Here is a 25,209-nt window from a genome sequence, read left to right on the forward strand (position 1 = left end):
TATTAATGCTACTTCTGACAGTAAAATGTATCAATAATAGTTGATTAATCAAATCCAAGAGTTGAACCACATTCGCAATTTATAACCGTCAGGAGATAGGGGTAAACCCAAATAAATGGGCATCCAGAAAATAAAAGCAGCCAGAATAATAAAAGTAATGGTGACACCTAGCGCCCGAAGTTGTTGATAATAACTGCAAAGACACCGATCGACAAACCAAGCGATCGCTAAAAAGACAAACACTACTGCACACATATAGTGGTAGATAAAAACGCACCTTGTCACTTTCACCCAAGGTAATAAGTTAGCAGCATAATTTATAACTAAATATAAGGCAATCCAAGTATCAACACTCAGGGTTGCAGGCATAGAAAAACGCTTTTCTTTTACCCAAGGAATTACCGCTTGTAACACCAGCATCCCTACTAAAAACAACATGGCGGCGACACCAAACCACCACAAAAATGGATTGCCCATTGCATGGACATCATAAATAACTTGTCCAGCGCCGGCAGGTAAAGGCGGGCCCATCACAGGTAAAGGTTCGGTGATACTTTTAGCCGTTTGATAATAATATGCCATTGGTCGAGTCATCAAAGGCCATTTATACCAGGCAGCACAATAAGGATGTACGTTCGGACTATTTCCCCCTAAATGTAAGTGAAACTTCAAAATTTGCTGATGTACTGCAATAAATCCATAAGTTTTATCTAGTTGAAGGTGAGGAATCCAGATGATACTGTAGATAAAAGCTGGGATGATTCCTAGATAAAACAGCATTTGGAAAAGATTTAGCTGAGTCAAGTTTTGTAGGGATGTATGAGATGAGGGGGATGAGGGGGATGAGGGGGATGAGGGGGATGAGGGAGAATAAGTACTAACCCCTGACTCCTGACTTCTGCCTCCTGCCGACGCTCGCGGACTCGCTAACGCTGCGCTATCCTGCCTCCTGCCTTCTGCCTCCTTCAATGAGGGGGATGTAAAAAATAGTTTGAGGTTAGCAAAAGAATATGTTAAATGAATTACCCAAGCTACTATCCAAATGAGATAAGCACCTGACAGGAACCACAAACCATTCCACTTAGTACCTACTGAGGCACCAAAACCAATGCCAGCAAAAACTAACCAAAAAGAACGTCGCCGATTTTGATTATCTAATGCCAATAATAAAAACCAGTGCCCTAACAAACCAAAAATGACGATATAAATATTACTTAGAGCATACCGAGACTCAACTAAAAAAATACCATCACAAGCTGTGAATAATCCTGCAAGTATTGCAAAGGTACGACGATAACTTAACTGATAAGCGATCGCAGCCACAACTAAAGGAATAAATGAGCCAGTGAGGGCATTTAACCAACGATAAGTCCAAGGCGATCGCAATGATCCTGTCAGCCCATTTACCGTATCGTGCCAAAAAGGAATGTGACTGCCAATCCAAATGCCGATGCCAATCATATATTGACTCAGCGGCGGATGAGCATTAAAGAATGGCGTATGCGTAAGATAATTATTACCAAATTTGGCAAAGTAAACTTCATCAAATACCAGAGTGTTGAATCGCTCCAGTCCCCAAAACCGTAAGGCAAGTGAGAGAATAAATATACTCACCATCCCAATTCGGAACCACTTTTTAGTCATTTGTCATTTGTCATTTGTCATTTGTCATTGGGCATTGAGCAATAATTAATAGTTCTTCTCCCCCTGCTCCCCCTGCTCCCCCTGCTCCCCCTGCTCCCCCTGCCCCCTGCTCCCCCTGCCCCCTGCTCCCCCTGCCCCCTGCTCCCCCTGCCCCTGCTCCCTGCTCCCTGCCCCCTGCTCCCCCTCCACTCTTCAGGTGCATCTAGTTGAAATAAGAGTAGTTCAATACCGTAATACTTGTTTGTTCGCCCTATTGGTTTCATAGCCAGTCTTTGAGTTACACGGATTGAAGCATGATTTTCTGGCTTCACTACGGCATAAATCACTGGTAAGTTCAAAACACTAAATCCGTAATTGAGCATAACTTGTCCTGCTTCTGTTGCATACCCTTTACCCCAAGAAGCTCGCCGCAAGTGCCAGCCTACCTCATAATCTTGAGTGGGTAAACCATCTTTGTCGGGCAATTGTTTAAGAAGGATAGTTCCCATAATTGTTGTACTTTCCTTTTCAAGAATTGCCCAAGATCCAGTACCATTGTTGCGTTGGTGCATTCGCTCGATACCTTCAATCAAGCGCTGACGCTGTGACTCAATACTTGCGGGGCGAGAAGCTTTACCAAGAAAGCGCGTCACTTCAGAATCGCTGTACATTACAAAAGCTTGCTCGGCATCGCGTTCGGGTATCCAACTGCGAATGATCAAGCGTTCGGTTTCCAAAAGATTTGTCATCTTGCTTTTGGCTAAAATAAATCGCCATTCTGCAAAATACTAAGATACTTATGGTTGAGCAGTCAAAAGTTTTGTAGACAATTACACAAACAAAATATGGCGATCGCTATCCTATAGGACTCATATTTGATTTTTAAGGGAGCTAGGTACACTTTTATTCCTTCTTCCCAGTCCCCAGTCCCCAGTCCCCAGTCCCTAGTCTCTACGAGTAATTCACCGAATCAAATCGGATTACTATATGGGCAGTTATCCAGAAGTTCAACTACCGTTGGTTATGCGATTGCAAATTCTGAATCTTTCCGCAGTTCTTCAGATCGGAACCCTAACACAATCCGATCCTTTGATATACCTGCCTTCACCAATTCCCCTGCTACCCCCTCTTCAGTGCCATCACGTTGAATCCAAATTTTGCCATCAATAATATCAATGTGAATCAGACAGCCGTGAACGCGACGTGTTGCAGTTGGAGAGAGTTCTGGCACTGGTTCTCGACCAAGAATCATCACCAAATATCGATCCTGTTCTTTATCAAAAATAGTTTCATGCTGAATATCACTGTAAGATTGACATACTCCTCACCCTTAAAGGGCGAGGATTCTGGAGTCAAACAGCAATTGCAGGGCTAGCCCGTCTTACATCACCTAATCCAATGGTTGATGCCCCAACCATTTGAATATTCACTGAGGCGTTCTCGTCCCTTCCGTTTACTGACTGGCAGGACGGACAACGCCACTCTCTAATAGACAAATCTAGACTTTCTAAAATATGACCACAACTAGAACAGGTCTTGGTAGATGGATACCACTGATCCACAAATACCAGTTGTTTGCCTTTCTTCTTAGCTACCCATTCTAAGATTTGTAGAAATTCTCCAAAAGCTAAGTCTGATATCTTTCTACCCCAAAGGCGTTGCATTCCTTTGAGGTTCAATGTCTCAAAGCATAGAATATCAAACTTGTTGGTTAATTCATGTGCTAACTTCCAAAAGCAATCACGCCGACGATTAGAGATATCCTCATACTTGCGTGCCAAGTTTTTCCTTGCCCGTTCTCGGTTAGCTGAACCCTTTAATTTTTGAGAATGCTGTTTACTAGCTTTTCTAATGGCTTTAAGTGACTGTTTGAAAAATTGAGGAGACTCAATTCTACTACCATCTGAGCAAGTGAGGAATGTATTAAGCCCAAAATCAAATCCCGCTATTTTACTAGTCGTGAATTTCCTCTCCGACTCCGAACAATTATCAACAACCACAACCATAAACAACTCACCCAATGGAGTGCGTTTAATAGTTAATGTTTTGACTGTTCCCTCGATTTTACTAGATTGACAAAATTGATAAACCTGACTCCCAATCTTGACTCGATTCCCACCCAAAAACTTATAACCTGCTTGCTTAAGGGTGAATGATTTGTACTTTTTAACTTTTTTGAATCTTGGCGGTCTAACTCCTTTATTGCTATGTTTAAAAAATAGCTGATAGGCTTTCTCAATGCGTTGACAAATATTTTGCACTGCCTGAGAACCTACTGATTGCCAAAACGGGTTATGCTTCCTCAATTTAGCAATATGAGACTGAAGTTTTGCACAACTTAAATGCTTACCCCACATTCGGTAATAGCGTTTGTGGAGAGCAATACAATGGTTATAAATCACCCCAGACGCATTAATCATTCGCTTGAGGTATCTATTCCGTTTGTGTTGATAGAGCTTAAACTTCAGACTTTTCATATTATTATTGTACGCTTTATTTGGATGCAATAACATGAAGAAATAGCTGAATTCATTGCATAAAAGTCGCCCTATAAGGGCGAGGCTTTAAACCCAATTTTTCGGTAAAGTACTGACCAATTGCCTGTTCGAGGTCTGCTATTTCCGATTCACCACTGAAGGTCTTGATTTCAACAGCAATTTTCTGCGTTCCTTTTTCTGCTATGAGTAACTTTTCGGCTGCCAAATCCACGTAAAGATCCTTTTTCCCCACTTTAGATGAAAAGGATCGTCGGTAATCGTCCAGGCATCTTTGATCAGCGCATTCTTCAAGTTCTCGTGGTAGCGGTCTCTAGCTGGCATAAATTAGTCGAATTACGAATTATGTAGCTTGCTTCTCACTTCTAAAGCGAGTATTACGAATTACGAATTACTACCCTCGACTTTTGCCACTTCCAACATTGTCTTTAAAACTGAATCTGGATTCAGGCTAATCGAGTCAATTCCTTGTTCAACCAAAAACTGGGCAAATTCTGGATAGTCGCTGGGTGCTTGCCCACAAATGCCGATTTTGCGATCGCATTTTTTCGCCGCTTCTATGGCCATTTTCACCATTCGCTTCACACCCTGACTGCGCTCATCAAATAACCGTGCCACTAACGCCGAATCCCTGTCTATCCCCAGTGTCAACTGAGTTAGGTCGTTGGAACCAATTGAGAAGCCATCAAATACCTCAGCAAACTCCTCAGCCATAATCACATTATTCGGTAACTCGCACATTACATAAACCTGCAAGTCATTAACACCCTGCTTTAAACCATTTTTTGCCATCTCTGCTAAAACCAAACGCCCCTCGTCAGGGGTGCGACAAAAGGGAATCATCGGGATAACATTCGTCAAACCCATTTCTTCCCGTACCCTTTTGATGGCATGACATTCTAAGGCAAAAGCTTCTCTGTAGCCCTCATCATAGTAACGCGCCGCCCCTCGCCAACCTAACATTGGGTTTTCTTCATGGGGTTCAAACTGTCGTCCACCTAATAAATTGGCATATTCATTACTTTTGAAATCTGACATTCGCACAATTACAGGTTTGGGATAAAATGCTGCGGCAATTCTACCTATACCTTGAGCTAATTTATCTACAAAATACTGGAGTTTATCGTCATACAGTGAGGTAATCTCAGCAATTTTAGCTTTCACAAATTCGTCTTTTAACGAGTCATAGTGAATCAACGCCATTGGATGAATTTGAATTTGGTTAGCAATGATAAATTCTGTCCGTGCTAAACCGACGCCATCGTTAGGAATTGCCGATAAACTCAATGCTTCTTGAGGATTACCCACATTCATGAAAATTTTAGTGCGGGTGCGGGGCAAATTTTCTAAAGGGACTTCTTTAACTTCAAAAGGTAATAAGCCTGAATAAACTTTTCCTTCTTCCCCTTCAGCACAAGAAATTGTTACCTCTTGACCAGGTTTCAAGATTTCCGTAGCATTGCCGCATCCGACGATCGCAGGTACACCCAATTCTCGCGCGATAATTGCTGCATGACACGTGCGGCCTCCAGAATTGGTGACAATTGCACTGGCGCGTTTCATAATTGGTTCCCAATCGGGATCGGTTCTCTCTGTCACCAAAACTTCCCCGACTTGGAACTGGTCTAGTTTGTGAACATCTAAAATTAGGCGTGCTTTTCCCTGACTAATTGCTTCTCCAATCGCGCGTCCCGTGACCAGAGGGATTGGCGATTGGGAATCAGGGAGTGGGGTAGGGGAAGATTTTTCCCCATTCCCTATTCCCCATTCCCTATTCCCCAATACCAACCGATAACTCCGCAATACATTTCCTGTCTTTTGCGACTGGACGGTTTCAGGACGCGCTTGCACAATAAAAAGTTGGTTAGTAATTCCATCTTTTGCCCACTCAATATCCATTGGAGTGAAAATGCCGTGGACTTGGGAATAATGGTCTTCAATTAAACACGCCCAACTTGCTAGTTGTAAAATCTCTTCATCACTCAGGGCAAATTTACCTCTTTCGCTGGGCGAAACCGAAACATTTTTCGTAAATTTGGAGCCGTCATCATAAATCATTTTCAGTTCTTTACTGCCTAATCTTTTATCGATAATTGGGCAAAAACCAGCTTTTAAAGTTGGTTTAAAAACATAATATTCATCGGGATTTACAGACCCTTGGACAACATTTTCTCCTAATCCGTAGGCGGCTGTAATCAGTGCTGCATCTTTAAAACCTGTTTCTGTATCAATGGAGAACATCACCCCAGAGGTTGCTAAGTCAGAGCGCACCATTTTTTGCACGCCCACAGCTAGAGCAATGCTAAAGTGGTCAAATCCTTTAGTGTGACGATAAGAAATAGCGCGATCGGTAAATAGAGACGCAAAGCATTTGTGACAAGCTGCTAAAACTCCTTCAACACCGACAACGTTGAGGTAAGTTTCCTGCTGTCCAGCAAAACTAGCATCGGGAAGGTCTTCAGCAGTGGCACTGGAACGGACTGCCACATCTGTGTCTGCATGGTATCGTTCACAGAGACTATGGTATGCTGTGGCGATCGCCTCCCGCAATTCTACAGGAAATGGGGTGTGGATTAATAGCGATCGCGCTTTTTTGCCGCGTTCTCGTAAATTTTTGACATCTTCAACATCCAAGTCAGCAAAAAGTTTGCGTAGCTTTGCTTCTAACCCCGCTGATTGAATGAAATGACGATAAGCGTAAGCAGTAGTGGCGAATCCGGTGGGAACATTAATACCTTTGGGTGTTAGCTGTTGAATCATTTCCCCTAGTGAGGCATTTTTACCACCAACTACTGGTATATCAGCAATCCCAATTTCATCAAACCAGAGAATGAGCGATCGCTCTTGGGCAAATAGAGACAAAGTGCTTTTAGATACTATAGTCATAAATATTACCTTTTAAGTTTATACTCAACTTGTAAGTGCATAACTGCTAATATATTTTTCCCATATTCAATTTTAGATTTTTAATCCTCTCGCGTGGTTTGAGATTTGGCGATGAAATGCAAGATGATCGGCAATAAAAATTAACAATTATTCAGTTTAATAACTCGATCAAAATACCGGATGTAATACATGATGGTGCAGCTAGAACGACTCCTAAAAATGGCAGAAGATGAACTAACCCAATACAGCACTGATGCCCGCAAAATAGAAAAGCTACGCCGTAAAATAGGTTTATCGGTATCGGCAGCCCAGCAGGGGCAAGTCAAAGAAGCATTATTAGCTAATAAGCAATCTAATATCATTACTCAAATTGTCGAAGAACAAAGACAAGCTGTAGCCTTACCATTTTGGGGAATTGCTGGATTGGGTTTGTTATTGGGAATTTCTTTAAATCAACCTATAGGCTTGTTAGCATCTGTAGTTGGCACTGTATTAGCTTACAGAATTCAGAAATGGGGTTGGCAATTGCAGGCAAGGAGTTTATTGTTACAAACATTGTCAGATATTGAAGCGCGTATTGCTCAACCTAATAAGTAATAAAACAGATGCACTTTACTTTATAGATAAATTATTTGTGTGTATCTGTAGTTGAATATACAAGTTAATCGACTAGTCAATTGATTGACACCTCGTAAGTACTTAACAATTACTTTAGGATCACCATAGCAAAAAAAATTAGATATTGGATTTGAGATCAGGTATTTATTCAGATGGTTTGCGTGCAATGAATACTGCATGACCCTTTGACAGAAGGTATTGACCATAACTACGGGTTATTTCAACTTGGAAACCCACGCCAGAGAGTTCACTTGCAATAGCTGTCGCTTCGTATAACCGCACGTGATGTACTTCGTCAGATCGTCTGTAGTGTTCCCCCATCTTGCGGAAGCTGGTAATTCGGCGAGTCAAAGTTATTTGCTCTTGATCCTCCTTTTTTTCAACTAATACTACCCAGCCGTCTCCTTCAGTGAATCCCCTAATTGTGGTACCTTGTGCAACTTGTCCTTTCTCCGCAATATCGAAGATGAATACACCTCCAGGAGTTAAGGCGTTATATATGCGGTGGAAAAGCTGAACAAGGGTTTGGCGATCGTTGTCTGAATCAAATAGGTAGCTGAGGCATTCACTAATGGATGTGACGACATTGCATGAGGGAATATCTGTTTTAAATAGTGAATCGATCCGAAATTCGGCATTCGGTACTCTTGTTCGTGCAATATTAATCATCGACTCAGAAATATCGACTCCGAGAACATGATAATGAGCCTTGGTGAGTTCTTGTGCCCATAATCCGCTACCGCAACCCAAGTCAACCACTAGTCCATCATATATTTTGTTTTGAGCCAGGATTTCTAAGATGCCTGGAGCAGATTTAAGAGCGAAGTCACGAAAACCAACATCATGAATAAACGCAAGGTCTTCTTTGTACCACTTATTCATATTGCTTAGTATCAGTTATAGTATTTTGTGCAACTAGGATAGCGAATTTGCCCAAAACTTTTTTGAATACTTTCTCTCAAAAGAGAAGAAACTAGTTTTTTAACAGATACTTTTTTTAAAGCAGCTTTTTAAAGCAGCCGCTTTAACTCAAAATTCTTGAGTTTCTTAACTGATGTAAATATTAGTACCAATCATTGTTAACTTTTTCTACTTTTTTACACGATTTCAAAGACCATCAGCAAAAATTTTAGTCATGTAATATTGGTTTTCCTTTTTATAATCAACTAACGAGATCGGCGATCGCCTCTGAAGCAGGGACTACAGCTTCAGGCTGATAGCGGATGCCAGCTTGCTTGAAGCGATGTAAAACTTCACCCAAGCGATCGCACTCTGCAATCAAACTGATCCTGACATAACCCTCACCTGCAACCCCAAAGGCATTACCTGGAGTAACCACAACGCCTGTTTGTTGCAACACGTTCAGGGCAAAATCTGTGGAACCAACATCAACGGGACACTTCACCCAAAGATACATTGTCGCCTTGGTTTTGGGGATATCCCAACCCAACTCTCCTAACCCCTGAATCAGGAAATCGCGGCGGGTACGGTAGCGTTGTTGTACCTCATGCAAATACACATCTGGCAGTTGCAAAGCTGTTTCTGCTGCTGTTTGTAATGCAGCAAAAATGCCGTAATCCAAGTTAGTTTTCAGCGTCCGCAAACCTTGAATTACATGGCGATTACCCACGACAAACCCGACGCGCCAACCAGCCATATTGTAGGTTTTAGATAAGGTGTGAAATTCCACACCAATATCTTTTGCACCGGGAATTTCTAATAAGCTAGTGGGTTGATAACCATCAAAAGCTAACTCGGCATAACACAAATCATGCACTAGCAAAATTTCATATTTGCGGGCGAAGGCGACGATTTCTTCAAAAAATTCGCGGGGGGCGGTGGCGGCAGTAGGATTGCTGGGATAGTTGAAATAAAGGATTTTAGCTTGTTTGGCAACCTCGTCAGGAATAGCAGCTAAATCAATTAACCAGTCATTTTCGGGTTTGAGAATCAAGCTGTGGATTTTCCCACCAGCGATCGCTGGGCCGCGAAAATGTGCAGGATAAGCTGGAGAAGGAACCAGAACTAAATCACCCGGGTTAACGTAGGCGAGTGCTAAATGGGTTAATCCTTCTTTAGAACCGAGAAGTGGCAAGGCTTCGCTATCAGGATCGAGAACCACATCATAACGGCGACGATACCAGTTAGTGATGGCACGGCGGAAACTAGCAGTGCCCTCAAAGGGTGGATAACCGTGATTGGCGGGATCTTTTAAAGCTGCGATCGCCGCTTCGACAACTGGTGCTGGCGTTGCACCATCGGGGTTTCCCATACCCAAGTCAATTAAATCTAACCCTTGTTCCCGTGCTTTAGCTTTCAGTTCATCTAAACGGGCAAATACATAAGGTGGTAGTTTTTGTATGCGTTCTGCTGGGACAATCCAATTTAAACTCATAAAACCTCGTCACTCATTACCCTTGGGCGAAACTCGATTTGTAGTATCTCTACTATCTATAGGTGCAGTGGTAGAAACCATTGCTGCCATCAACTGTTCTGGCGCGACTTTAAACGGTAGTCGATGGATGTCAGAATTAGGAACTAGAGCCATTTCGGCGGCTGTTTGCAATTCGCCTAATGTAATATTGCCCAATCCCAAATCACTTAATTTTTGGGGTAGTCCAATTTCTGTGTAGAACTTTAACAATTGTTGCCGTGCCGATGCAGCAAGTTGATTGCCTTGTAGCATTTCTTCTAAACGCAGTTGCACTAAAATCCCAAAAGCAACTTTTTCGCCATGAATACTGCCATGTCTTGAAATATGAGTTAAACCGTTATGCACGGCATGGGCGGCAACAGTGCGACACTGTGCCCCTCCAAGTCCCCCAACTACCCCAGCGAGTAACACAGTGGCATCTACCACTTCTCGCCAAACCTCACAACTTGGTTCTTCGAGGGCGGCGGCTGACTTTTGCAAGAGGATATCTCGCAAAACTCGTGCTTGTTGCACCGCAGCAATAATTAAAGTGTCTTGCAAGTGTCCACTGCTAACTGAGGCTTCGTACCACTTAGCGATCGCATCACCAATTCCAGCTACTAAGGTACGTTGTGGTGCAGTTTTAATCAAGTCATAATCGAGTATCAATAAATCGGGACAACGAGATAGCCCCACATCGTAGAGAAAAGCCCCATCTTCCGAATAAACATTCGATAAGGCACTCCAAGCTGCACAAGTAGCCCCAGAAGTAGGAATTGTCACCACTGGTAGATGTAACTGCTGCGCGACTAATTTCGCTGTATCTAGGGCTTTGCCACCACCAACACCGATAATCACATCAGCTTTATGTTCTTTTGCCTTCTTTTGTAAAGATTTTAGGCTAACTTCGCAGCAATCTGCACCATAAGAAGCTTGGACAGTATGTAACTGCTGCGCTTCTAAAACTGGTTGTAAATTTTGTTGGCTAATGGCGAGAGTAGACTTACCTGCCACAATTAAGGGACGACTTCCCAAACAGGCAATCTCTGCTGCCGCTGTTTGCAACACCCTAGAACCACGGATTACTTTTGCGGGGGAAACTGTGAGCGTAAATAATGAACTAGAGGTTTGAGTAGACAAAGAAGGTTGAGTAGAAAAATTATTGGGCATATAATCTCGTTTGCCAAAACCTTGATATTTCTTAATCAAATAGACTGGCGATCGAGGATACTTGTTGCCAAGCTGGTTTTTGGATGGCTCCAACCTTCCATCCGGCTTATCTGGATTTGAGCCAAGCAATTAAATAGACAAGTCCTGTTGCCGATTGATTGAGTAGTTTGACGACATTGCTTGAATCTATAAATACCCATTGACCTGAAATTCCGAACTATCAAAGTTTTGAATAACCGTATAATTAATTAACATTACCATTGTCAGATTCTCAAAAAAAGCAATCGAGAATTGATAATGTGTAGGCGATCGTGCTATTTCATGCAATTTTTAGCTACAGATACATAAGTAAAGTATGCAAATATATGTTCCTACAACCCCTTGATTTGCTGCAAAGAATTTTGAAAATGGCAACAGGGGCAATTAGGATAAAAACTGATAAATTACAACTATTAGTACCCATTACCCCACGCTGATTAACTTTTTCCTACAGTATAACCACTAAAGTGTGAATATTTTAATCTAAAAATAACCATTAATGTATCAGTAAATACAAAATAATTTCTGTCATCCTGATAACAAGCATGGAGGATTGGGAACTGGGGACTGGGAGATGGGGGAGATGAGGGAGCAGGGGGAGATAAGGGAGTAAGTAAACAATTATTATTCTTCCTCATCCCCCTCATCCCCCTCATCCCCCAGTCCCCAATCCCCAATCCCCTTAAGCATTGGATTTTGGCAATTTGGCAAAATTGTCTGTGTAAATTTTGACTGTTACTGGGGAATTTTGATGAGAAATGAGCGATCGCTTGACCTCACCCAAGTAAACTGGGACAGAAATCCCTGTTTCCGGGTGGATAATGGTACGGGCGCGAACTGTCAACTTGTCGTCTTCCTGTGTACCTGAGCGACCATAAGAAAAGAGATTACTAGCTGCTTGACGTAAAGTTGCTTCTAATTGTGTGGGTGTAATTTTGGGTGATGTAGCAATCACTGCTTGTGTTGAACCATTGTCATAAACTAGAGTGTACCGGACTGCTCCGGGAATCGCAGTCCGACTCAAGGGGACTATTGAGAGTGCAAATAAACCACTAGTCAGCACCAGCATAAAGCCAGTTGTACCCACCAGCCGAAAGCGGATGCCCCATTTGAGAATAAAAGCCAAAAATGTCAAGGCAGCAAATACCAATGTAGCTATACCTGACCATTGGGTGTACTGAAGAAAGTTAGCTGTTGTGAGCATAAGGTTGGTTATGGAGGCGTCTTTTTTTCGTTACCGACACACCCATTTTACCGATAGCTTACATCAATTACCTGTGAGGTTGCATAGATAGAACAACTTGCTCAAGCCTCTTGTATCACCAAGCCTAATTTTGTGTAGTTTCACAAAGAATTGATACTACACCATAAAGGTTATCGGTCATAATAAAGTTTCAACTTGTGTTTAGCCTAAGTTTAGCGGTGAATGGAGCCAACCTCAGAACAATTGAAACAGTTATACAGAGTCTTGACTTGGCTAACGCGAATGTATCTCCCGGTTTACCTAGTTAGCTTAGATGAGCGAACAGATAACATCGTAATAATAGCAGGTGAAGAGACGGTTGTAGTAATTAATCCAGAAGGAGAGGTTGATTATGAATAAGCCTAACTTTAGAGAAATGACACGCAAGCAATTGCGAGATTATATCTTACAAAATCGTGGCGATACAGAAGCAATTCACGCCCTAACATTACATGTTCAGTCTAATGGCAAACGTCTTAATTCAGTAGATGAGCTACAACAAATCATCCAAGAAAAACGTAGCCAAGGCTTAGAGCCATAGCTAAAAAACACATCATCATTCCGTTAGTGAGTAATTTGATTTTGTTAGGTTTTAGCGAATAAAGCTGGTAAAGAAATTGCTTAACTGACTTCCCCAGCCTCCCCAGTTTTTCTAAAATAGTATTGGCTCACCAGAAACAATATGGGAATTTTGAGATGTCTGCAATTTCGTTTGAACACTATCAATGATTGCTGGCCAATCGGCATCTTTGTTCCATTCACAGCGAATCCTGGTTTTAGTCGCCGCGTCGTAGAGGTTACAAAAAACCACATTTCCTTCTCCAGCAGTTGCAGCGATAATCAGTGGCTTGGAAAAGTCTTGGATTAGCGATACAGCTAAGAGGAAACTTTTAGCAAAGTTCGTTTCTTTCCCAGTCCTAACAACATAAATATCATCCGCTCTAACATAGATGTCTAACTTAATGTTGTCCTTTCCCTTAAATTCTTTCGTCGTTAATTTAAGTTCTGATATATACCCAGCTAATCCTGTTTGTGTGACAGGAGTAGTTATTTGATTCTTGTTATCGTAGTTATACCACAAATATGATTCCCCGTTTAATTCTCCATTTCTCACATGCAAATAAATAGGTTCTGGCGGGTTACAAAGACCTAGTTTTATTTCAGTAACCATATTTTACATTCCTGGACAAAAAATCAAACTATTTCAGATATTTCGTCAAATTCAATATTTTTTAAATTGTGTTGTAGCGAGAAAAATAATAAATATACAAAAGGGCATCTACAAGAGATGCCCGTCATGCAGGAAAACCCCAAAGGGATGTCCCTACACCTTCCCAACAATCAGCAACAGTGACTAATTAGGTATTAGTCACACTCACAGACGTGAATATAACAATATTATTAACTTCAAACTCTCAATGTCCCCAGTGCATACACTGAAAAACTAATAGCTAATTTTGATAAGATGCAAGCCTATCTTTTTTGTGATAACGATGTACTACTCCAGCAATGGCAGCCAAAATTAGCCATGAAAGCGCATTCAAACGAAAATCAAAGAGGGTTACATCTACTGTATTCAATAAAATCCACCCAACAAAGGACAGAAGATAACTGAAAAATATCAATTTGTCTCCTGTATTTAGATATTTTGACTTTTGCAGTAATTGGACACTTATAATTAAAATCCAAGCTAGTAAGCCACAAAATAAAAAAGTACTGGGAAAACCAGTTTCAGCAGATAACATCAAAAACAAGTTATGGGGATGACCCAAGGGAATCTGCATCTTTGCTCTGTAAAGTGTACTAAAACTGCGTAACCCCCAACCAGTCCAAGGATGTTGTTGAGCTAAAGACCAGGCGAACTCCCACTGAGTTTTTCGCATTAAAGCGACTGGTCTATCTGGATACATATCGTCATTTAACCTTGCCCAAAAGAAGGCAGGAACTACCCAGCGAAAAATGTGAGCCACTGATGAGGGAGCAAAAGCTGCCAAAAGCACACTAGAAACGATCGCCGCAACGCTACCGACAAGAATGCGCCAACCTTGGTAGAGCGCATAAGCTAAACAGGCAAAAATAGCGATCGCCCACCCATTGCGTGAGTTGGTGAAAATCAAGGTAATGAAATTTGCAATCACCGCCACGGTTAGGAAGAGAAAGGGAACTGGGGAGTGGGGCGCAGTAATTCTTTCCCCTCTGCCCCTCTGCCCCTCTGCCCCTCTGCCTCTTATGCCCAATCTCCAATACCTCATCCCTAATCGCCATTGTTCGATCCATAACCCTAGACTAAGAATGAAAACTATTACTAGATAAGCTGCGAAGGTGTTAGCGTGCAAGAAAAGTGAAGCGATACGACCTGGTGGATTTCCTCCTGGTCTAATTGTCCAACTCAACACAACCCACACAAACTGGAACTTGAAACTCCAGCCTAAAAATAACTGTCCCAAGCCCATAATTACCACTGGCATCGAACCAATCACCAAAGCCCAAGCCATTTGCCGCAATTGGGCAAATGTTTGAATCAGAGCGCTATGGGCAGCGAAAAGTAAAAAGAATGGTAATAAATTAAATAAGCCGAGGAAAGCTGCTGTTTTGTCTTGGGCAAAGCCAGCACTCACGATCAGCAAAAAACTCAAAAGGGCAAATCCCCAGTTGAGGGGGCGGCGATTAATTTTGCGGGATTGTTTCAGCCAAGTTATTAATGAGACAAAACCTACAGTCACAGCCCCCACCAAAGGACTCAATGGGAAGATTAACAGTGCCCATAGAGAGTAGTTCCAAGAAGATTGCCAACGAGATTTGAAATAGTTAAAAACCTTGTTCAAGCTGGCTCCCAACATTCCTCACGGGTAAGGCGAATTTGAGCTAAGGTGAAGATAGTAGGGATAATCCGACCATAGTTAGTGGCGATCGCTCTCCAGCCTAAATCCGCAAAAAACCAAGTCCACATCATTGGGCCGATCACGGCAAACATCATGCGGGCTGCCCCATAACGAGCTGCACTTACTGTCATACCCCGTTGCGCCATTTGCATCGCTACATAGCTTTGAAATTGCGTTGCAGCTGCTTCTGAGCCTGTAATTGCCGCTTGTTTGGCTACTTCATAAGTAGCAAAGTGGATGGCAAATTGACGGGCAATTTGCTTAAGTACTAGTGGCTGGAGAAGAGAAGTAACCGCTAGCGCACTACCGCCTTTGAAAAGCAACCCCAAGGGGTCACGTTGCAATAAAAGTGGTAGGGGTTGTTTTAGTTCTGATTTCAGCAGCTGACGCTGCACCTGTACAGTCAATTTTTGCTTTTCCTGTTCCGGTAATTTTTTCCAAACCTGTCCTAACAGATGTAAAAATACTTCTGCTTCTAAATCAATGGTTGCCAGCTGATGAGAATAGGGAATTTTTAGATACTTACATACTTGAACTAACGCTTGTCGGTAAGTTACCTGCCCCGTGCGTCCCCGTAATACTGTCATCCCATCTGCCGCCAAAAAACGAAAGCGGCCCTCTAGTGCGTCTAACCAAGCCTTGCGGTCTTGGCTTTGTACTTCGATGGGTTCGGGTGTGTGTACATAGTCTAAGGGATTGAACTTACGACTAAATAGAATTGCCGTTAAGTCTTGCAATTCTTCTTCGGTCGCTAACTCTAGCGCCGCCCTCATTTCATCCAATTTCCCTTCCTCCCTTCCGTGCAGCTTTCTGTACCTTATTCTACTATTAGCTTTCAGCAGTTATTAGTAGTAATTTTGTCCTTTGATAATAACCAATAACTAATGACCAATAATTAACTAGGGACTATTGACTCATGACTGATATTGCAGTGATTGGTGCCGGAATTGCCGATTTAGTCTGCGCCCAGCAGTTAAGTCAAGCTGGATATTCGGTGGTAGTGGTGGAAAAGTCGCGTGGTTTGGGAAGAAGACTAGCTACATGTCCCTTCCTTGGCTGAATACTCCCGAATGGATGCAAGTATATTAGACCTCTTGCAAAAGTTCCATAAACCCCACCCCCAGCCCTTAAGAGCCTGCTCTTAGGGGCTGGGGGTGGGGTTCTTTTTTTGGATTTATGCAAGAAGTCTATTATTGGCGTTATGCCTTTTTTAGCCATCCTTGCCACGAAGCTTTTTTGTCTGCTGGAACTACCTTACCTTTCGTTTGCTGTAGTGATTGGTGTGGCGGCAATCTTGTCGAAGGTGCGATGCTTTCTTTCTGAATTAGCTGCGGCTGATGAAATTAATAATCTGTTGCGTCATTTTATTTTCGATAATGTGAACTTTTAAAATGCTTTTCCCCGATCATTTCATCTGTCGCTAGAGTGATTCTGCATTTTGATTTAGTCAGTTATCAAAATACTGACTAAATCAAAGTGCAACAAATAAGTTTTTTAGATGAAATAGCAAATTTTATTGTAAACCTAAAAAGTGATGTCAATTACCCAAAAAGTTTAACTTCATTAAAAATGTGTTACTAATTCAAGTTGTTTCATCGCTGTTAATCTTGATCCCATAGCCTTTATGCTGCGTTTTATGTAGATTTCTGCCTTTTTGACATAAATTTGAAATAATTAGGATTATAAATATAAAATGTTGGTAATTTACCAGCTTATTGGACGCTGTTTTAATAAGTCATGCTGTGAGACAGTATAAACTTTAACTAAAATAAGCAAAGCCAGATGTCTGAGACTTTACCAAGATAAGAGGTTAGTTTCGGGGTTGATTGCATCTGTCAGTTGAATTACTTTTAACTGATTGTTATCACGATGTAGCCATCTAAAGAAGTTATTTTCTTCACCAAGCATTGACTCGATTAAAAAAGGAGTTTAAAAACCATGAAAACGGTAGTCAATTTAACACAACAATCAATAGTCGGAGAAATTGAAAGTATTTTGAATACATATCCATCTCATCCATATCAACAAGCCTTTGCGATTCCTGATTTACGTCAAGAACTAATTACTTTCGTCCTCAATCGCATTCCTTCCTTTTACAACGTCATGTCTGACGAACAGATTCTGCTTACGGAGGCTGAACAAGGAAGCTTGGCTTATTACAAATTGCCTCGTAAACCCTTAGAGCAGCAACTACATTTACAAAATTTGATTCACCAAGGTATTTGTTTAATCGTTCAAGAGAAGTCAGATTGGATTAGCCATCGTGTTTGTGAAACAGTTCAACCAGCTTGTGAACCCTCTCACTGGTTTGGTTAATAGTTCTAATAAGATTTGGCTCTCTGCTGAGATATCATAACGTCCGCAGTGAATTTTGAATTTTTGAGCTAATCCCACAGCCTTTAGTTGTGGGATTAGCTCAATATTTTTTTAAGTAGATTCCTCTTGAGGTGTAAACTTTGACAATTACTAAGTTCAAAGGATATTCCCAGGATATGAGAAAAATAACTGCTCTAATGCTAAGTATTTCCGTGAGTGTTGGGTTGGAAGCATTAACACCCAAAGTCACTAATGCCCAATTGTTTTACCCACCAGCAAGCGATCGCCATTCATTAATGGTAATTGGTCAAGGGGTAGTGAGAGTGCCAGCAGATACAGCGGATATTGAGTTGGTATTCAGTAGCGGAGGTAGCAATGATGAGTTACAAACGCAACCATCATCTCTACCCCAAACCCGCCGCATATCCTCACCGACTCTACTTTTAAATTACAAAACAGCAGCAGAATCTTTACCAAGTAAAAAATCCCTAACTAAAGCAACTCTCCAGCCTGTGGTGGATAGCTTAGTTGCTAAAGGGATTAGTGCTGATAAAATTCAAATGCAAATTAATCCTAATTCCAGTGAAAATAACGCCAAGATATTAGTGAGACTAGAAAAACCAACGCGCGATCGCGTCCAGGAAATTGTTGGTACAGCGAATAAGTCCACGAGCCAAATTGAAAACCTTTCTGTCAAGAGTGTGGGTGTTGAATATGCAGTAAATGACTGTCAGGCTTTGCAGAGTTCAGTTTATCAATCAGCGATGAAAGATGCTCAAAGCCGCGCTCAGGCTTTAGCAAGTGCAATGGAAGTTAAACTTAGTACTCCTTCTGTAGCCGAGCCATTTTACACATTATTTTATCCCTCATGTAGTTCTAAAACTGGAGTTCCTTTACCGTCGTTTGCTAGTTTTTTATTATCACCAGCTTATAATCCAGATGCCCCGGCAGAAGTTGAAATGAAAAAGGATATTTTTGTGACATATACAACTAAATAAACATTTATATTTAGTGCGATCGCACTTTGATATAGTCAAAATCGGAAGTGCGATCGCTTAATTATTTTTCCTCTGAGTCCAATCAATAAGGATAGGTGCGATCGCGCATTTCGGGAAAGAAAACAAAAAATAGTCAGGTAATTCAAGTTGCGTTAGTTTAGGAGATGGATATTTAATAATCAATCAAGTCTCCTGTCTGCAACTCCTGCCATTCTCTATCTTGCTCGTAATGTAATAACATTAACTCAGCTTGTGCTGCCAAAATGCATCGCCGTTCTTCTAATGACAATTTCATAAACTCCCGACGGTTGATACTCTTAGCTTGTACAAGTGTTTCCGAAGCTTGTAGCTGTGGCGTGTCTCTCTGAGGAGTAGAATTTGAGATTTCCATACTTTCTCAGTAATTTTTATAACAACTCCTAATTTATATTTATTTTACTCCACAGCTATAATATGCGTGTTCATAATCAAAATAAAATATTTACTTGAGTCTAGACTAGATTGCTGATTTCAAACTTCAGTAATGAAAAAACTCCAGAAATGTTTGTGACAAATCTGGAGTCAGGAAAGATACGCATTTACCTATACCAAATTTTCACCTTAAGAAAATCCTACGTCATCCGGGTATACACTCAAATGTAGATAAAAGTGTTTGAGGATTCTCGTTTACAATTTTTCTCTGTTATAAGTAACGCAAAACAGCCCCAGATAAACTGAGGCTGTTTTGCGAGAGTTGTTTGGTAGGAGGGGCACATCAATAAGTGATGCACGTGTTAAATATAGATAATTCAGTATGCATCCTTATTCAGCCATGTTTTGACATATCAGGATGATTGGGAAAATTTTTATGGCTTTTTCCAAAAAGAAACTCCAGATGCACTTAAGGCATTCTGGAGCAGTAACAGGTTTCTAACATCAATCAATTTTGACATCTGCGATCGCCCGATGTCGTTAGGGTATATACTCAAATGTGTTTTATGTCTACTCATCCGCAAATAGACCAGCAAATTACCTTCTTTTCTACCCATAACCTCAATGTATCTACAGAATTCTACGAACAAAAGCTAGGTTTGGAGCTATGGCTTGACCAAGGAACCTGTCGAATTTATACTGTTAGTGGTTCTGGATACTTAGGATTGTGTCAAGCAAGCGAAAAATTAAGTCCTCCAACCGACAAACAATCAAGTGTTATTTTTACCCTGGTGACACAGCAGGTGGATGAATGGTTTGAATATCTCAAAGAACGTGGCGTCGAATTTGAAAAGCCACCTACACTAAATGAAAAGTACAACATTTACCATTGCTTTTTTCGCGATCCTGATGGTTATTTGATTGAAATTCAACGTTTCGAGACTAACGACAAGAAAAAAGACATAACCAAATAAGTTATGTCTAGACGTTTAATTTACAGGGCAGGATTTTTACAGGCTAGAACTTTTTGATTTACTGGGGTACATGATACCGACTAATGCTGTATGAACATTATCAATAGGAATATACCTTTTCTTCCATAGATTTATCGCGATGAAATGTGGAGTTTATGCAACCACGGAAAAATTTTTATATTTATTTACAATTGCCATGTAGGCATCGCTTTTGACTTTTATATAATGTTTACCTAATTGACGATCAAAAAGCTCTTTGTGTCAGTACTAATAATAAGTATTTAACCAGGCTTGAAATTGGATAACAGAAACTAAAATACAATACATAACCGTCAGGATATCATGTTCTTAGCAAGAATAGTTTTGGTTCTTCAGTACTTAGTATGCTAAATTAATTTGTGAAAAAGCTGAAAACATTGCTGCACAAGAAAAACAGGCATTATTTTTAACATTGTAGGCAATTTTTGGGACTTAAGCGTTCTAAACTTGATTTTAAAGTCCAGTTTTGATGTTTAACTAATAATTTGGCATAACAGGTACTGAAGAACCATAGTTTTTCAAGTATCTCTTTGCTAATTGTGCTACTTTTATAATGATTATTTTTAAGCTATAGCAGTCCTAAATCATTTGTGAAATTCTCTGTTTGTTTTCTTCTCTACGAGACGCTGCGCGTTCGCGTAGCGTTCCGAAGGAAAGGTGGTGATCTTGGCGGCTTCTCTACGAGACGCTACGCGTTCGCCTAGTGTTCCATTCGCGTAGCGTCCCGTAGGGAAGGAAAGGCGGTTCGATAATTTTCACAACTCAAATAGGATTGCTATAACAAACGCTAAATTTATTAAACCGATAAACATTTTATTAGGGTGACTACATGATAGCCGAAAAAATTAAATGGTTACGCACAGCATTACAACCTAAAGGTTCAGTAATGAAAGCAATTTTCAAACATATTTTATGGTGTGGAGCTTTCGGATTTTTGATTTCTCTGCTTTACCATTTTGACAAACGTGTATCTCAGCCTAGTTTAGGAAGTGTTATTCCTAGTATTGTTTTAGGCTTGTTACTTGTCTTTCGGACAAATACTGCTTATGAGCGATTTTGGGAAGGGAGAAAATGCTGGGGATCTATAGTAAATAATGTCCGAAATCTAGCGCGGCAAATTTGGGTATCAGTTGATGAAATTTCACCAGAAGATAAAGACAAGAAAATTACAGCATTAAACTTATTGGCAGCTTTTGCTGTAACAACTAAATTACATTTGCGAGGAGAAGCTGTCAATAGCGAGTTAGAAGACTTAATGCCATCTACTAAGTATATAAAACTGAAGATTATGAATAATCCCCCCATAGAGGTTGCCTTTTGGATAGGAGATTATTTACACGAACAGTATAATCGTAATTGCCTGAATAGCTACCAACTAACATCTATGCAAGAATTATTGAATAATCTTGTGGATAATTTAGGTGCTTGCGAACGTATTTTAAAAACGCCTATGCCGCTTGCTTATGCTATTCATTTGAAGCAATTGCTAATACTATATTGCTTTCTGTTACCATTTCAAATAGTACAAAATCTCGGTTGGTGGACAGGTTTAATTTCTGCTTTGGTTGGGTTTACTGTGTTTGGCATCGAAGCCATTGGCTTAGAGATAGAAAATCCCTTTGGTTATGACGCTAATGATTTACCATTAGATGCAATTTGCGAGACAATGAAGCGCAATATTGACGATTTAATTACTTTGACTCCCAATGCGCGATCGCATCAAGATAGTATAAGTAATTGAAAAAGTTGAGAATATTGATTAATAACAAAGAATATACAGCAGTTGCAAGTAAGTGAGGTACAAAATGCAAGACTCACGCATCAGATAGAAAATATCTTTTCACAACCGCCGAATCGCCATCTCTAAACCTTCACATACACGAGTAAGAAAATCTAAATCCAAAGTAGCGATCGCATCACTAGCTTTGTGATAATGTGGATTTCGTAAGAATGCCGTATCTGTCACCATCATTGCTGGATAACCTAAATCCCAGAATGGTGCATGATCGCTAAGTCTGGTTTGAGGAACTATTAAACCTCGATTCGGCACGGGTAGCCATTGACTAGATACGCCAGCTTTGCGAATATTACGACTCATCCCAATTAAGTCAGGCAATGTCCGTAAATTACCAATTAAAGCAATAAAATCACCTGTATCTGGGTAGAAGCGTTCCAGAGGAGGGGGATAACTTTGGGAGCCAGGTGTAGAATCTTTATAGCCCAGCATTTCTAAGGAGATCATTAAGCGTAGCTGTTGCTTTTGTTGATCCAACAGGGCTGCATAGTCAGCACTACCCAGTAAGCCGTATTCTTCCATATCGAAAGCAACCAGCCTTAAGGGATATCTCACAGGTTCGGCAGCAAACTTTCTCGCCAATTCCAGCAACACCGCCACACCTGTAGCATTATCATCAGCCGCAACTGTTCCCGGAACGCCATCATAATGAGCGCCAATTAAAATAGGTGGCAAATCCTTTTTTTGCCCTTTAGCTGGGGATGGTAAATTTAATATCAAGTTATTACAAGTTTTCCCTCTGACTTGAAAGGTGTGGATTTCCACACTCCCCCATTGGGAAAATTGCTGGCGGATATATTCTTGGACAAAAAAATGCCCAGCCGTTGCCATGTAAGGATCGCGTTCTCGCGCGATCTCACTCAAGGAAGTCTGTAATCGCTCTGTTAAATTCAAATCTTTTAAGTAGTCGCAATAATATGAGAATTTTCAGGTACTCAAAAAAGCAGAGCAAGCATTATTAAGATTAACTTACCAATTTGCAGATACCTTAAACAGAAGTAGGCGGATATCAAGAATTGAGGCTGCTTGGGCACACCAACCATCTCAATGCTATCCTAGTCTTGCAACTATCTCCTCTAGCTGCACTTATTAGCTTACTGCCTTAATGATGAGTATTATACCATTGGGGTGTTTTTATCTTGTAGCACAAAGCTAGAGGTAGTTCCGCCCAATCATAATAAATATATAAGACACTTTAGGAGAAGAGTAACGCATGGGCAAGGTAGTCGGCATCGACTTGGGTACAACCAACTCAGTAGTCGCCGTGATGGAGGGTGGCAAGCCGGTGGTGATTGCCAATGCAGAAGGAATGCGAACAACCCCCTCCGTAGTTGGTTTTAGCAAAGAAGGTGAAAGGGTGGTTGGGCAAATGGCACGGCGACAAACCGTCCTCAATCCCCAAAATACCTTTTTCGCTGTTAAACGTTTCATTGGCCGGAAGTATGGCGAACTTAACCCAGATTCTAAGCGTGTACCCTACACCATCCGTAAAGACGAAGTAGGTAATATTAAAATTGCCTGCCCTCGTCTGAATAAAGATTTCGCCCCAGAAGAAATTTCGGCAATGGTGCTGAAGAAATTGGCAGACGATGCTAGCCGCTATTTGGGTGAACCAGTCACAGGGGCAGTGATTACAGTACCCGCCTATTTTAACGATTCTCAGCGGCAGGCAACCCGTGATGCTGGCAGAATTGCCGGTTTAGAGGTGCTACGGATTCTCAATGAACCGACTGCGGCATCTTTGGCTTATGGATTGGATCGGGGTGACACGGAAACTATCTTAGTATTTGACTTGGGTGGTGGCACTTTTGACGTGTCGATTTTAGAAGTTGGTGATGGGATATTTGAAGTCAAGGCTACTAGTGGCGATACGCAACTTGGTGGGAACGACTTTGACAAAATAATAGTAGATTGGTTAGCAGAGCAATTTCTGGAAACAGAAGAGGTAGACTTAAGACGCGATCGCCAAGCTTTGCAACGTCTCATGGAAGCTGCGGAAAAAGCCAAAATTGAGCTTTCTGCTGTCAGTGTCACCGACATTAATTTACCCTTCATCACCGCCACGGAAGATGGCCCCAAACATCTCGAAACTCGTTTAACTCGTTCCCAATTTGAAGGTTTGTGTGGTGATTTGGTAGGACGATTGCGGACACCAGTAAAACGAGCGCTCAAAGATGCCGGACTTTCACCTAGAGACATTGAAGAAGTTGTATTAGTTGGCGGTTCTACACGAATGCCAATGGTAAAGCAGCTTGTGCGGGACTTGATTGGTACAGAACCGAACGAAAACGTTAACCCCGATGAAGTTGTGGGAGTGGGTGCAGCAATTCAAGCCGGAATTCTTGCAGGCGAACTCAAAGATGTGCTGCTTTTGGATGTCACTCCCCTTTCTATGGGATTGGAAACCATCGGCGGCGTGATGAAAAAACTTATTCCTCGCAACACGACGATTCCAGTACGTCGTTCTGATATTTTTTCTACGTCTGAAAATAACCAAAATACTGTGGAAATTCACGTAGTCCAAGGTGAACGGGAAATGGCAGCAAACAACAAGTCTTTAGGACGGTTCAAGCTGTATGGCATCCCACCAGCGCCACGAGGAATTCCTCAAGTTCAAGTGTCATTTGATATTGATGCTAATGGTATTTTACAGGTAACAGCTTTAGATAGAACCACTGGGCGAGAGCAGAGTATCACCATTCAAGGCGCTTCCACCTTGAACGAGTCGGAAGTGAATCGGATGATTCAAGACGCTCAAAAATACGCCGATGTGGATCGCGAACGTAAAGAGAGAATAGAAAAGCGGACTCGTTCTGAGGCGTTGATCTTCCAAGCAGAACGACAACTTAGAGAAGTCGCGCTGGAATTTGGTATGCAGTTTGCCCGCAGCCGTCGCCAAAGAATTGATAATATTTGCCGACAACTACGAGAAAGTCTTCAGGAAAATAGCGATCGCGGTATCGATCAAGCCTACGCCGACTTGCAAGATGCTCTCTATGAGCTAAATCGGGAAGTCCGCCAGACTTATGCTGAAGATGAAGACGATGACTTGTTTGGGACTATCCGTGACATCTTTACTGGCGGTGATAAAGAACGAGAACGCGAATCTCCCAGAGATACATATCGAGAACGCGACTCATACAGTAAAGACTATGGCAAAGATTACGGCAGAGACTATGGCAGAGATTATAGCCGCGATAATCGTTCTTCCTCTTATGAAAGCCGTCCTCCACGCAAATCACGCCCAAGTTACCAAGATAACTGGGATGATGAAGAAGACAATGATTGGTTATAAGAAAAGTTAAAA

23 protein-coding genes and 2 pseudogenes are annotated in these 25,209 nt (G+C 41.4%); 10 read left to right on the top strand and 15 right to left on the bottom strand.

Features of this window, described 5'->3' with window-relative positions; all coding sequences use genetic code 11:
- Nucleotides 1-48 precede the first annotated feature (48 nt).
- The 6 genes and pseudogenes from RMY63_RS29640 to ppsA all read right to left on the bottom strand — a co-directional run bounded on the left by RMY63_RS29640 (nucleotide 49) and on the right by ppsA (nucleotide 7,004).
- Nucleotides 49-1,644 (bottom strand): dolichyl-phosphate-mannose--protein mannosyltransferase, encoded by a 1,596-nt coding sequence (locus tag RMY63_RS29640; RefSeq protein WP_322732137.1) that lies wholly within the window; start codon nucleotides 1,642-1,644, stop codon nucleotides 49-51.
- Nucleotides 1,645-1,661: 17 nt separating this feature from the next.
- Entirely contained in the window at nucleotides 1,662-2,372 is a 711-nt protein-coding gene (locus RMY63_RS29645) for a GNAT family N-acetyltransferase (RefSeq protein ID WP_322732138.1), read from the bottom strand.
- Between the two features lie 272 nt (nucleotides 2,373-2,644).
- Nucleotides 2,645-2,923, bottom strand: coding sequence for a XisI protein (locus tag RMY63_RS29650; protein WP_322732167.1), 279 nt, complete (start codon nucleotides 2,921-2,923; stop codon nucleotides 2,645-2,647).
- Between the two features lie 52 nt (nucleotides 2,924-2,975).
- Nucleotides 2,976-4,100, bottom strand: a complete 1,125-nt coding sequence (locus RMY63_RS29655; protein ID WP_322732139.1) for a transposase — start codon at nucleotides 4,098-4,100, stop codon at nucleotides 2,976-2,978.
- 52 nt (nucleotides 4,101-4,152) lie between these two features.
- Nucleotides 4,153-4,442: pseudogene (locus tag RMY63_RS29660) on the bottom strand (element excision factor XisH family protein).
- A gap of 60 nt (nucleotides 4,443-4,502) precedes the next feature.
- On the bottom strand, nucleotides 4,503-7,004 hold the full coding sequence (gene ppsA / locus RMY63_RS29670; RefSeq protein ID WP_322732142.1) for a phosphoenolpyruvate synthase: 2,502 nt from the start codon (nucleotides 7,002-7,004) through the stop codon (nucleotides 4,503-4,505).
- Between the two features lie 192 nt (nucleotides 7,005-7,196).
- Between ppsA and RMY63_RS29675 the strand changes: the two genes are divergently transcribed.
- Nucleotides 7,197-7,601, top strand: a complete 405-nt coding sequence (locus tag RMY63_RS29675) for a hypothetical protein (protein ID WP_322732168.1) — start codon at nucleotides 7,197-7,199, stop codon at nucleotides 7,599-7,601.
- Between the two features lie 165 nt (nucleotides 7,602-7,766).
- Here the strand turns inward: RMY63_RS29675 and RMY63_RS29680 are convergent, their stop codons facing one another.
- The 4 genes from RMY63_RS29680 to RMY63_RS29695 form a co-directional block, all read right to left on the bottom strand.
- Nucleotides 7,767-8,504: a class I SAM-dependent methyltransferase gene (locus tag RMY63_RS29680; protein ID WP_322732143.1), complete on the bottom strand. Its 738-nt coding sequence runs from the start codon at nucleotides 8,502-8,504 to the stop codon at nucleotides 7,767-7,769.
- 280 nt (nucleotides 8,505-8,784) lie between these two features.
- Nucleotides 8,785-10,017: an aspartate aminotransferase gene (locus RMY63_RS29685; protein ID WP_322732144.1), complete on the bottom strand. Its 1,233-nt coding sequence runs from the start codon at nucleotides 10,015-10,017 to the stop codon at nucleotides 8,785-8,787.
- 9 nt (nucleotides 10,018-10,026) lie between these two features.
- Nucleotides 10,027-11,205 carry an iron-containing alcohol dehydrogenase family protein gene (locus RMY63_RS29690; protein ID WP_322732169.1) on the bottom strand — a complete coding sequence of 393 codons (1,179 nt, stop codon included), beginning with the start codon at nucleotides 11,203-11,205 and terminating at the stop codon, nucleotides 10,027-10,029.
- Nucleotides 11,206-11,926: 721 nt separating this feature from the next.
- Nucleotides 11,927-12,448 (bottom strand): Ycf51 family protein, encoded by a 522-nt coding sequence (locus RMY63_RS29695; RefSeq protein WP_322732145.1) that lies wholly within the window; start codon nucleotides 12,446-12,448, stop codon nucleotides 11,927-11,929.
- 222 nt (nucleotides 12,449-12,670) lie between these two features.
- Between RMY63_RS29695 and RMY63_RS29700 the strand changes: the two genes are divergently transcribed.
- On the top strand, nucleotides 12,671-12,847 hold the full coding sequence (locus RMY63_RS29700) for a DUF6888 family protein (RefSeq protein ID WP_322732146.1): 177 nt from the start codon (nucleotides 12,671-12,673) through the stop codon (nucleotides 12,845-12,847).
- Entirely contained in the window at nucleotides 12,840-13,028 is a 189-nt protein-coding gene (locus tag RMY63_RS29705) for a DUF6887 family protein (RefSeq protein ID WP_292858947.1), read from the top strand. Before RMY63_RS29700 ends, RMY63_RS29705 begins: the two co-directional genes overlap by 8 nt.
- Before the next feature lie 111 nt (nucleotides 13,029-13,139).
- On the opposite strand, the gene RMY63_RS29710 is transcribed toward RMY63_RS29705, so the two are convergent.
- The 3 genes from RMY63_RS29710 to RMY63_RS29720 form a co-directional block, all read right to left on the bottom strand.
- Nucleotides 13,140-13,658, bottom strand: a complete 519-nt coding sequence (locus tag RMY63_RS29710; protein ID WP_322732147.1) for a hypothetical protein — start codon at nucleotides 13,656-13,658, stop codon at nucleotides 13,140-13,142.
- A 280-nt stretch (nucleotides 13,659-13,938) separates the two neighbouring features.
- Nucleotides 13,939-15,327, bottom strand: coding sequence for an O-antigen ligase family protein (locus tag RMY63_RS29715; protein WP_322732148.1), 1,389 nt, complete (start codon nucleotides 15,325-15,327; stop codon nucleotides 13,939-13,941).
- On the bottom strand, nucleotides 15,309-16,151 hold the full coding sequence (locus RMY63_RS29720) for a YaaW family protein (RefSeq protein WP_322732149.1): 843 nt from the start codon (nucleotides 16,149-16,151) through the stop codon (nucleotides 15,309-15,311). The genes RMY63_RS29715 and RMY63_RS29720 overlap by 19 nt, the downstream gene beginning before the upstream one ends.
- 134 nt (nucleotides 16,152-16,285) lie before the next feature.
- Here RMY63_RS29720 and RMY63_RS29725 point away from each other — a divergent pair.
- From RMY63_RS29725 to RMY63_RS29740, 4 genes and pseudogenes are all read left to right on the top strand, one after another.
- A pseudogene (locus RMY63_RS29725) lies at nucleotides 16,286-16,411 on the top strand (FAD-dependent oxidoreductase); the annotation flags it as partial.
- A gap of 126 nt (nucleotides 16,412-16,537) precedes the next feature.
- Nucleotides 16,538-16,759, top strand: a complete 222-nt coding sequence (locus RMY63_RS29730; protein ID WP_322732151.1) for a hypothetical protein — start codon at nucleotides 16,538-16,540, stop codon at nucleotides 16,757-16,759.
- Between the two features lie 548 nt (nucleotides 16,760-17,307).
- Nucleotides 17,308-17,685 carry a hypothetical protein gene (locus tag RMY63_RS29735; RefSeq protein ID WP_322732152.1) on the top strand — a complete coding sequence of 126 codons (378 nt, stop codon included), beginning with the start codon at nucleotides 17,308-17,310 and terminating at the stop codon, nucleotides 17,683-17,685.
- 140 nt (nucleotides 17,686-17,825) lie between these two features.
- A complete protein-coding gene (locus tag RMY63_RS29740; protein ID WP_322732153.1) occupies nucleotides 17,826-18,683 on the top strand; it encodes an SIMPL domain-containing protein in 858 nt (285 codons plus the stop codon).
- Nucleotides 18,684-18,855: 172 nt separating this feature from the next.
- On the opposite strand, the gene RMY63_RS29745 is transcribed toward RMY63_RS29740, so the two are convergent.
- On the bottom strand, nucleotides 18,856-19,074 hold the full coding sequence (locus RMY63_RS29745; protein WP_322732154.1) for a hypothetical protein: 219 nt from the start codon (nucleotides 19,072-19,074) through the stop codon (nucleotides 18,856-18,858).
- Nucleotides 19,075-19,660: 586 nt separating this feature from the next.
- On the opposite strand from RMY63_RS29745, the gene RMY63_RS29750 reads away from it, so the two are divergent.
- Together RMY63_RS29750 and RMY63_RS29755 are read left to right on the top strand one after the other, a co-directional pair.
- On the top strand, nucleotides 19,661-20,068 hold the full coding sequence (locus tag RMY63_RS29750; RefSeq protein WP_322732155.1) for a VOC family protein: 408 nt from the start codon (nucleotides 19,661-19,663) through the stop codon (nucleotides 20,066-20,068).
- Nucleotides 20,069-20,936: 868 nt separating this feature from the next.
- Entirely contained in the window at nucleotides 20,937-21,848 is a 912-nt protein-coding gene (locus RMY63_RS29755; protein ID WP_322732156.1) for a bestrophin family protein, read from the top strand.
- Nucleotides 21,849-21,947: 99 nt separating this feature from the next.
- On the opposite strand, the gene RMY63_RS29760 is transcribed toward RMY63_RS29755, so the two are convergent.
- Nucleotides 21,948-22,796, bottom strand: coding sequence for a M28 family peptidase (locus tag RMY63_RS29760; protein WP_322732157.1), 849 nt, complete (start codon nucleotides 22,794-22,796; stop codon nucleotides 21,948-21,950).
- 319 nt (nucleotides 22,797-23,115) lie between these two features.
- On the opposite strand from RMY63_RS29760, the gene dnaK reads away from it, so the two are divergent.
- Nucleotides 23,116-25,197 carry a molecular chaperone DnaK gene (dnaK, locus tag RMY63_RS29765; protein ID WP_322732158.1) on the top strand — a complete coding sequence of 694 codons (2,082 nt, stop codon included), beginning with the start codon at nucleotides 23,116-23,118 and terminating at the stop codon, nucleotides 25,195-25,197.
- Nucleotides 25,198-25,209: the final 12 nt, after the last annotated feature.

The sequence above is a fragment of the Nostoc sp. ChiQUE01b genome (genome assembly GCF_034531255.1).
In the GTDB taxonomy this organism is placed as follows: domain Bacteria; phylum Cyanobacteriota; class Cyanobacteriia; order Cyanobacteriales; family Nostocaceae; genus Nostoc.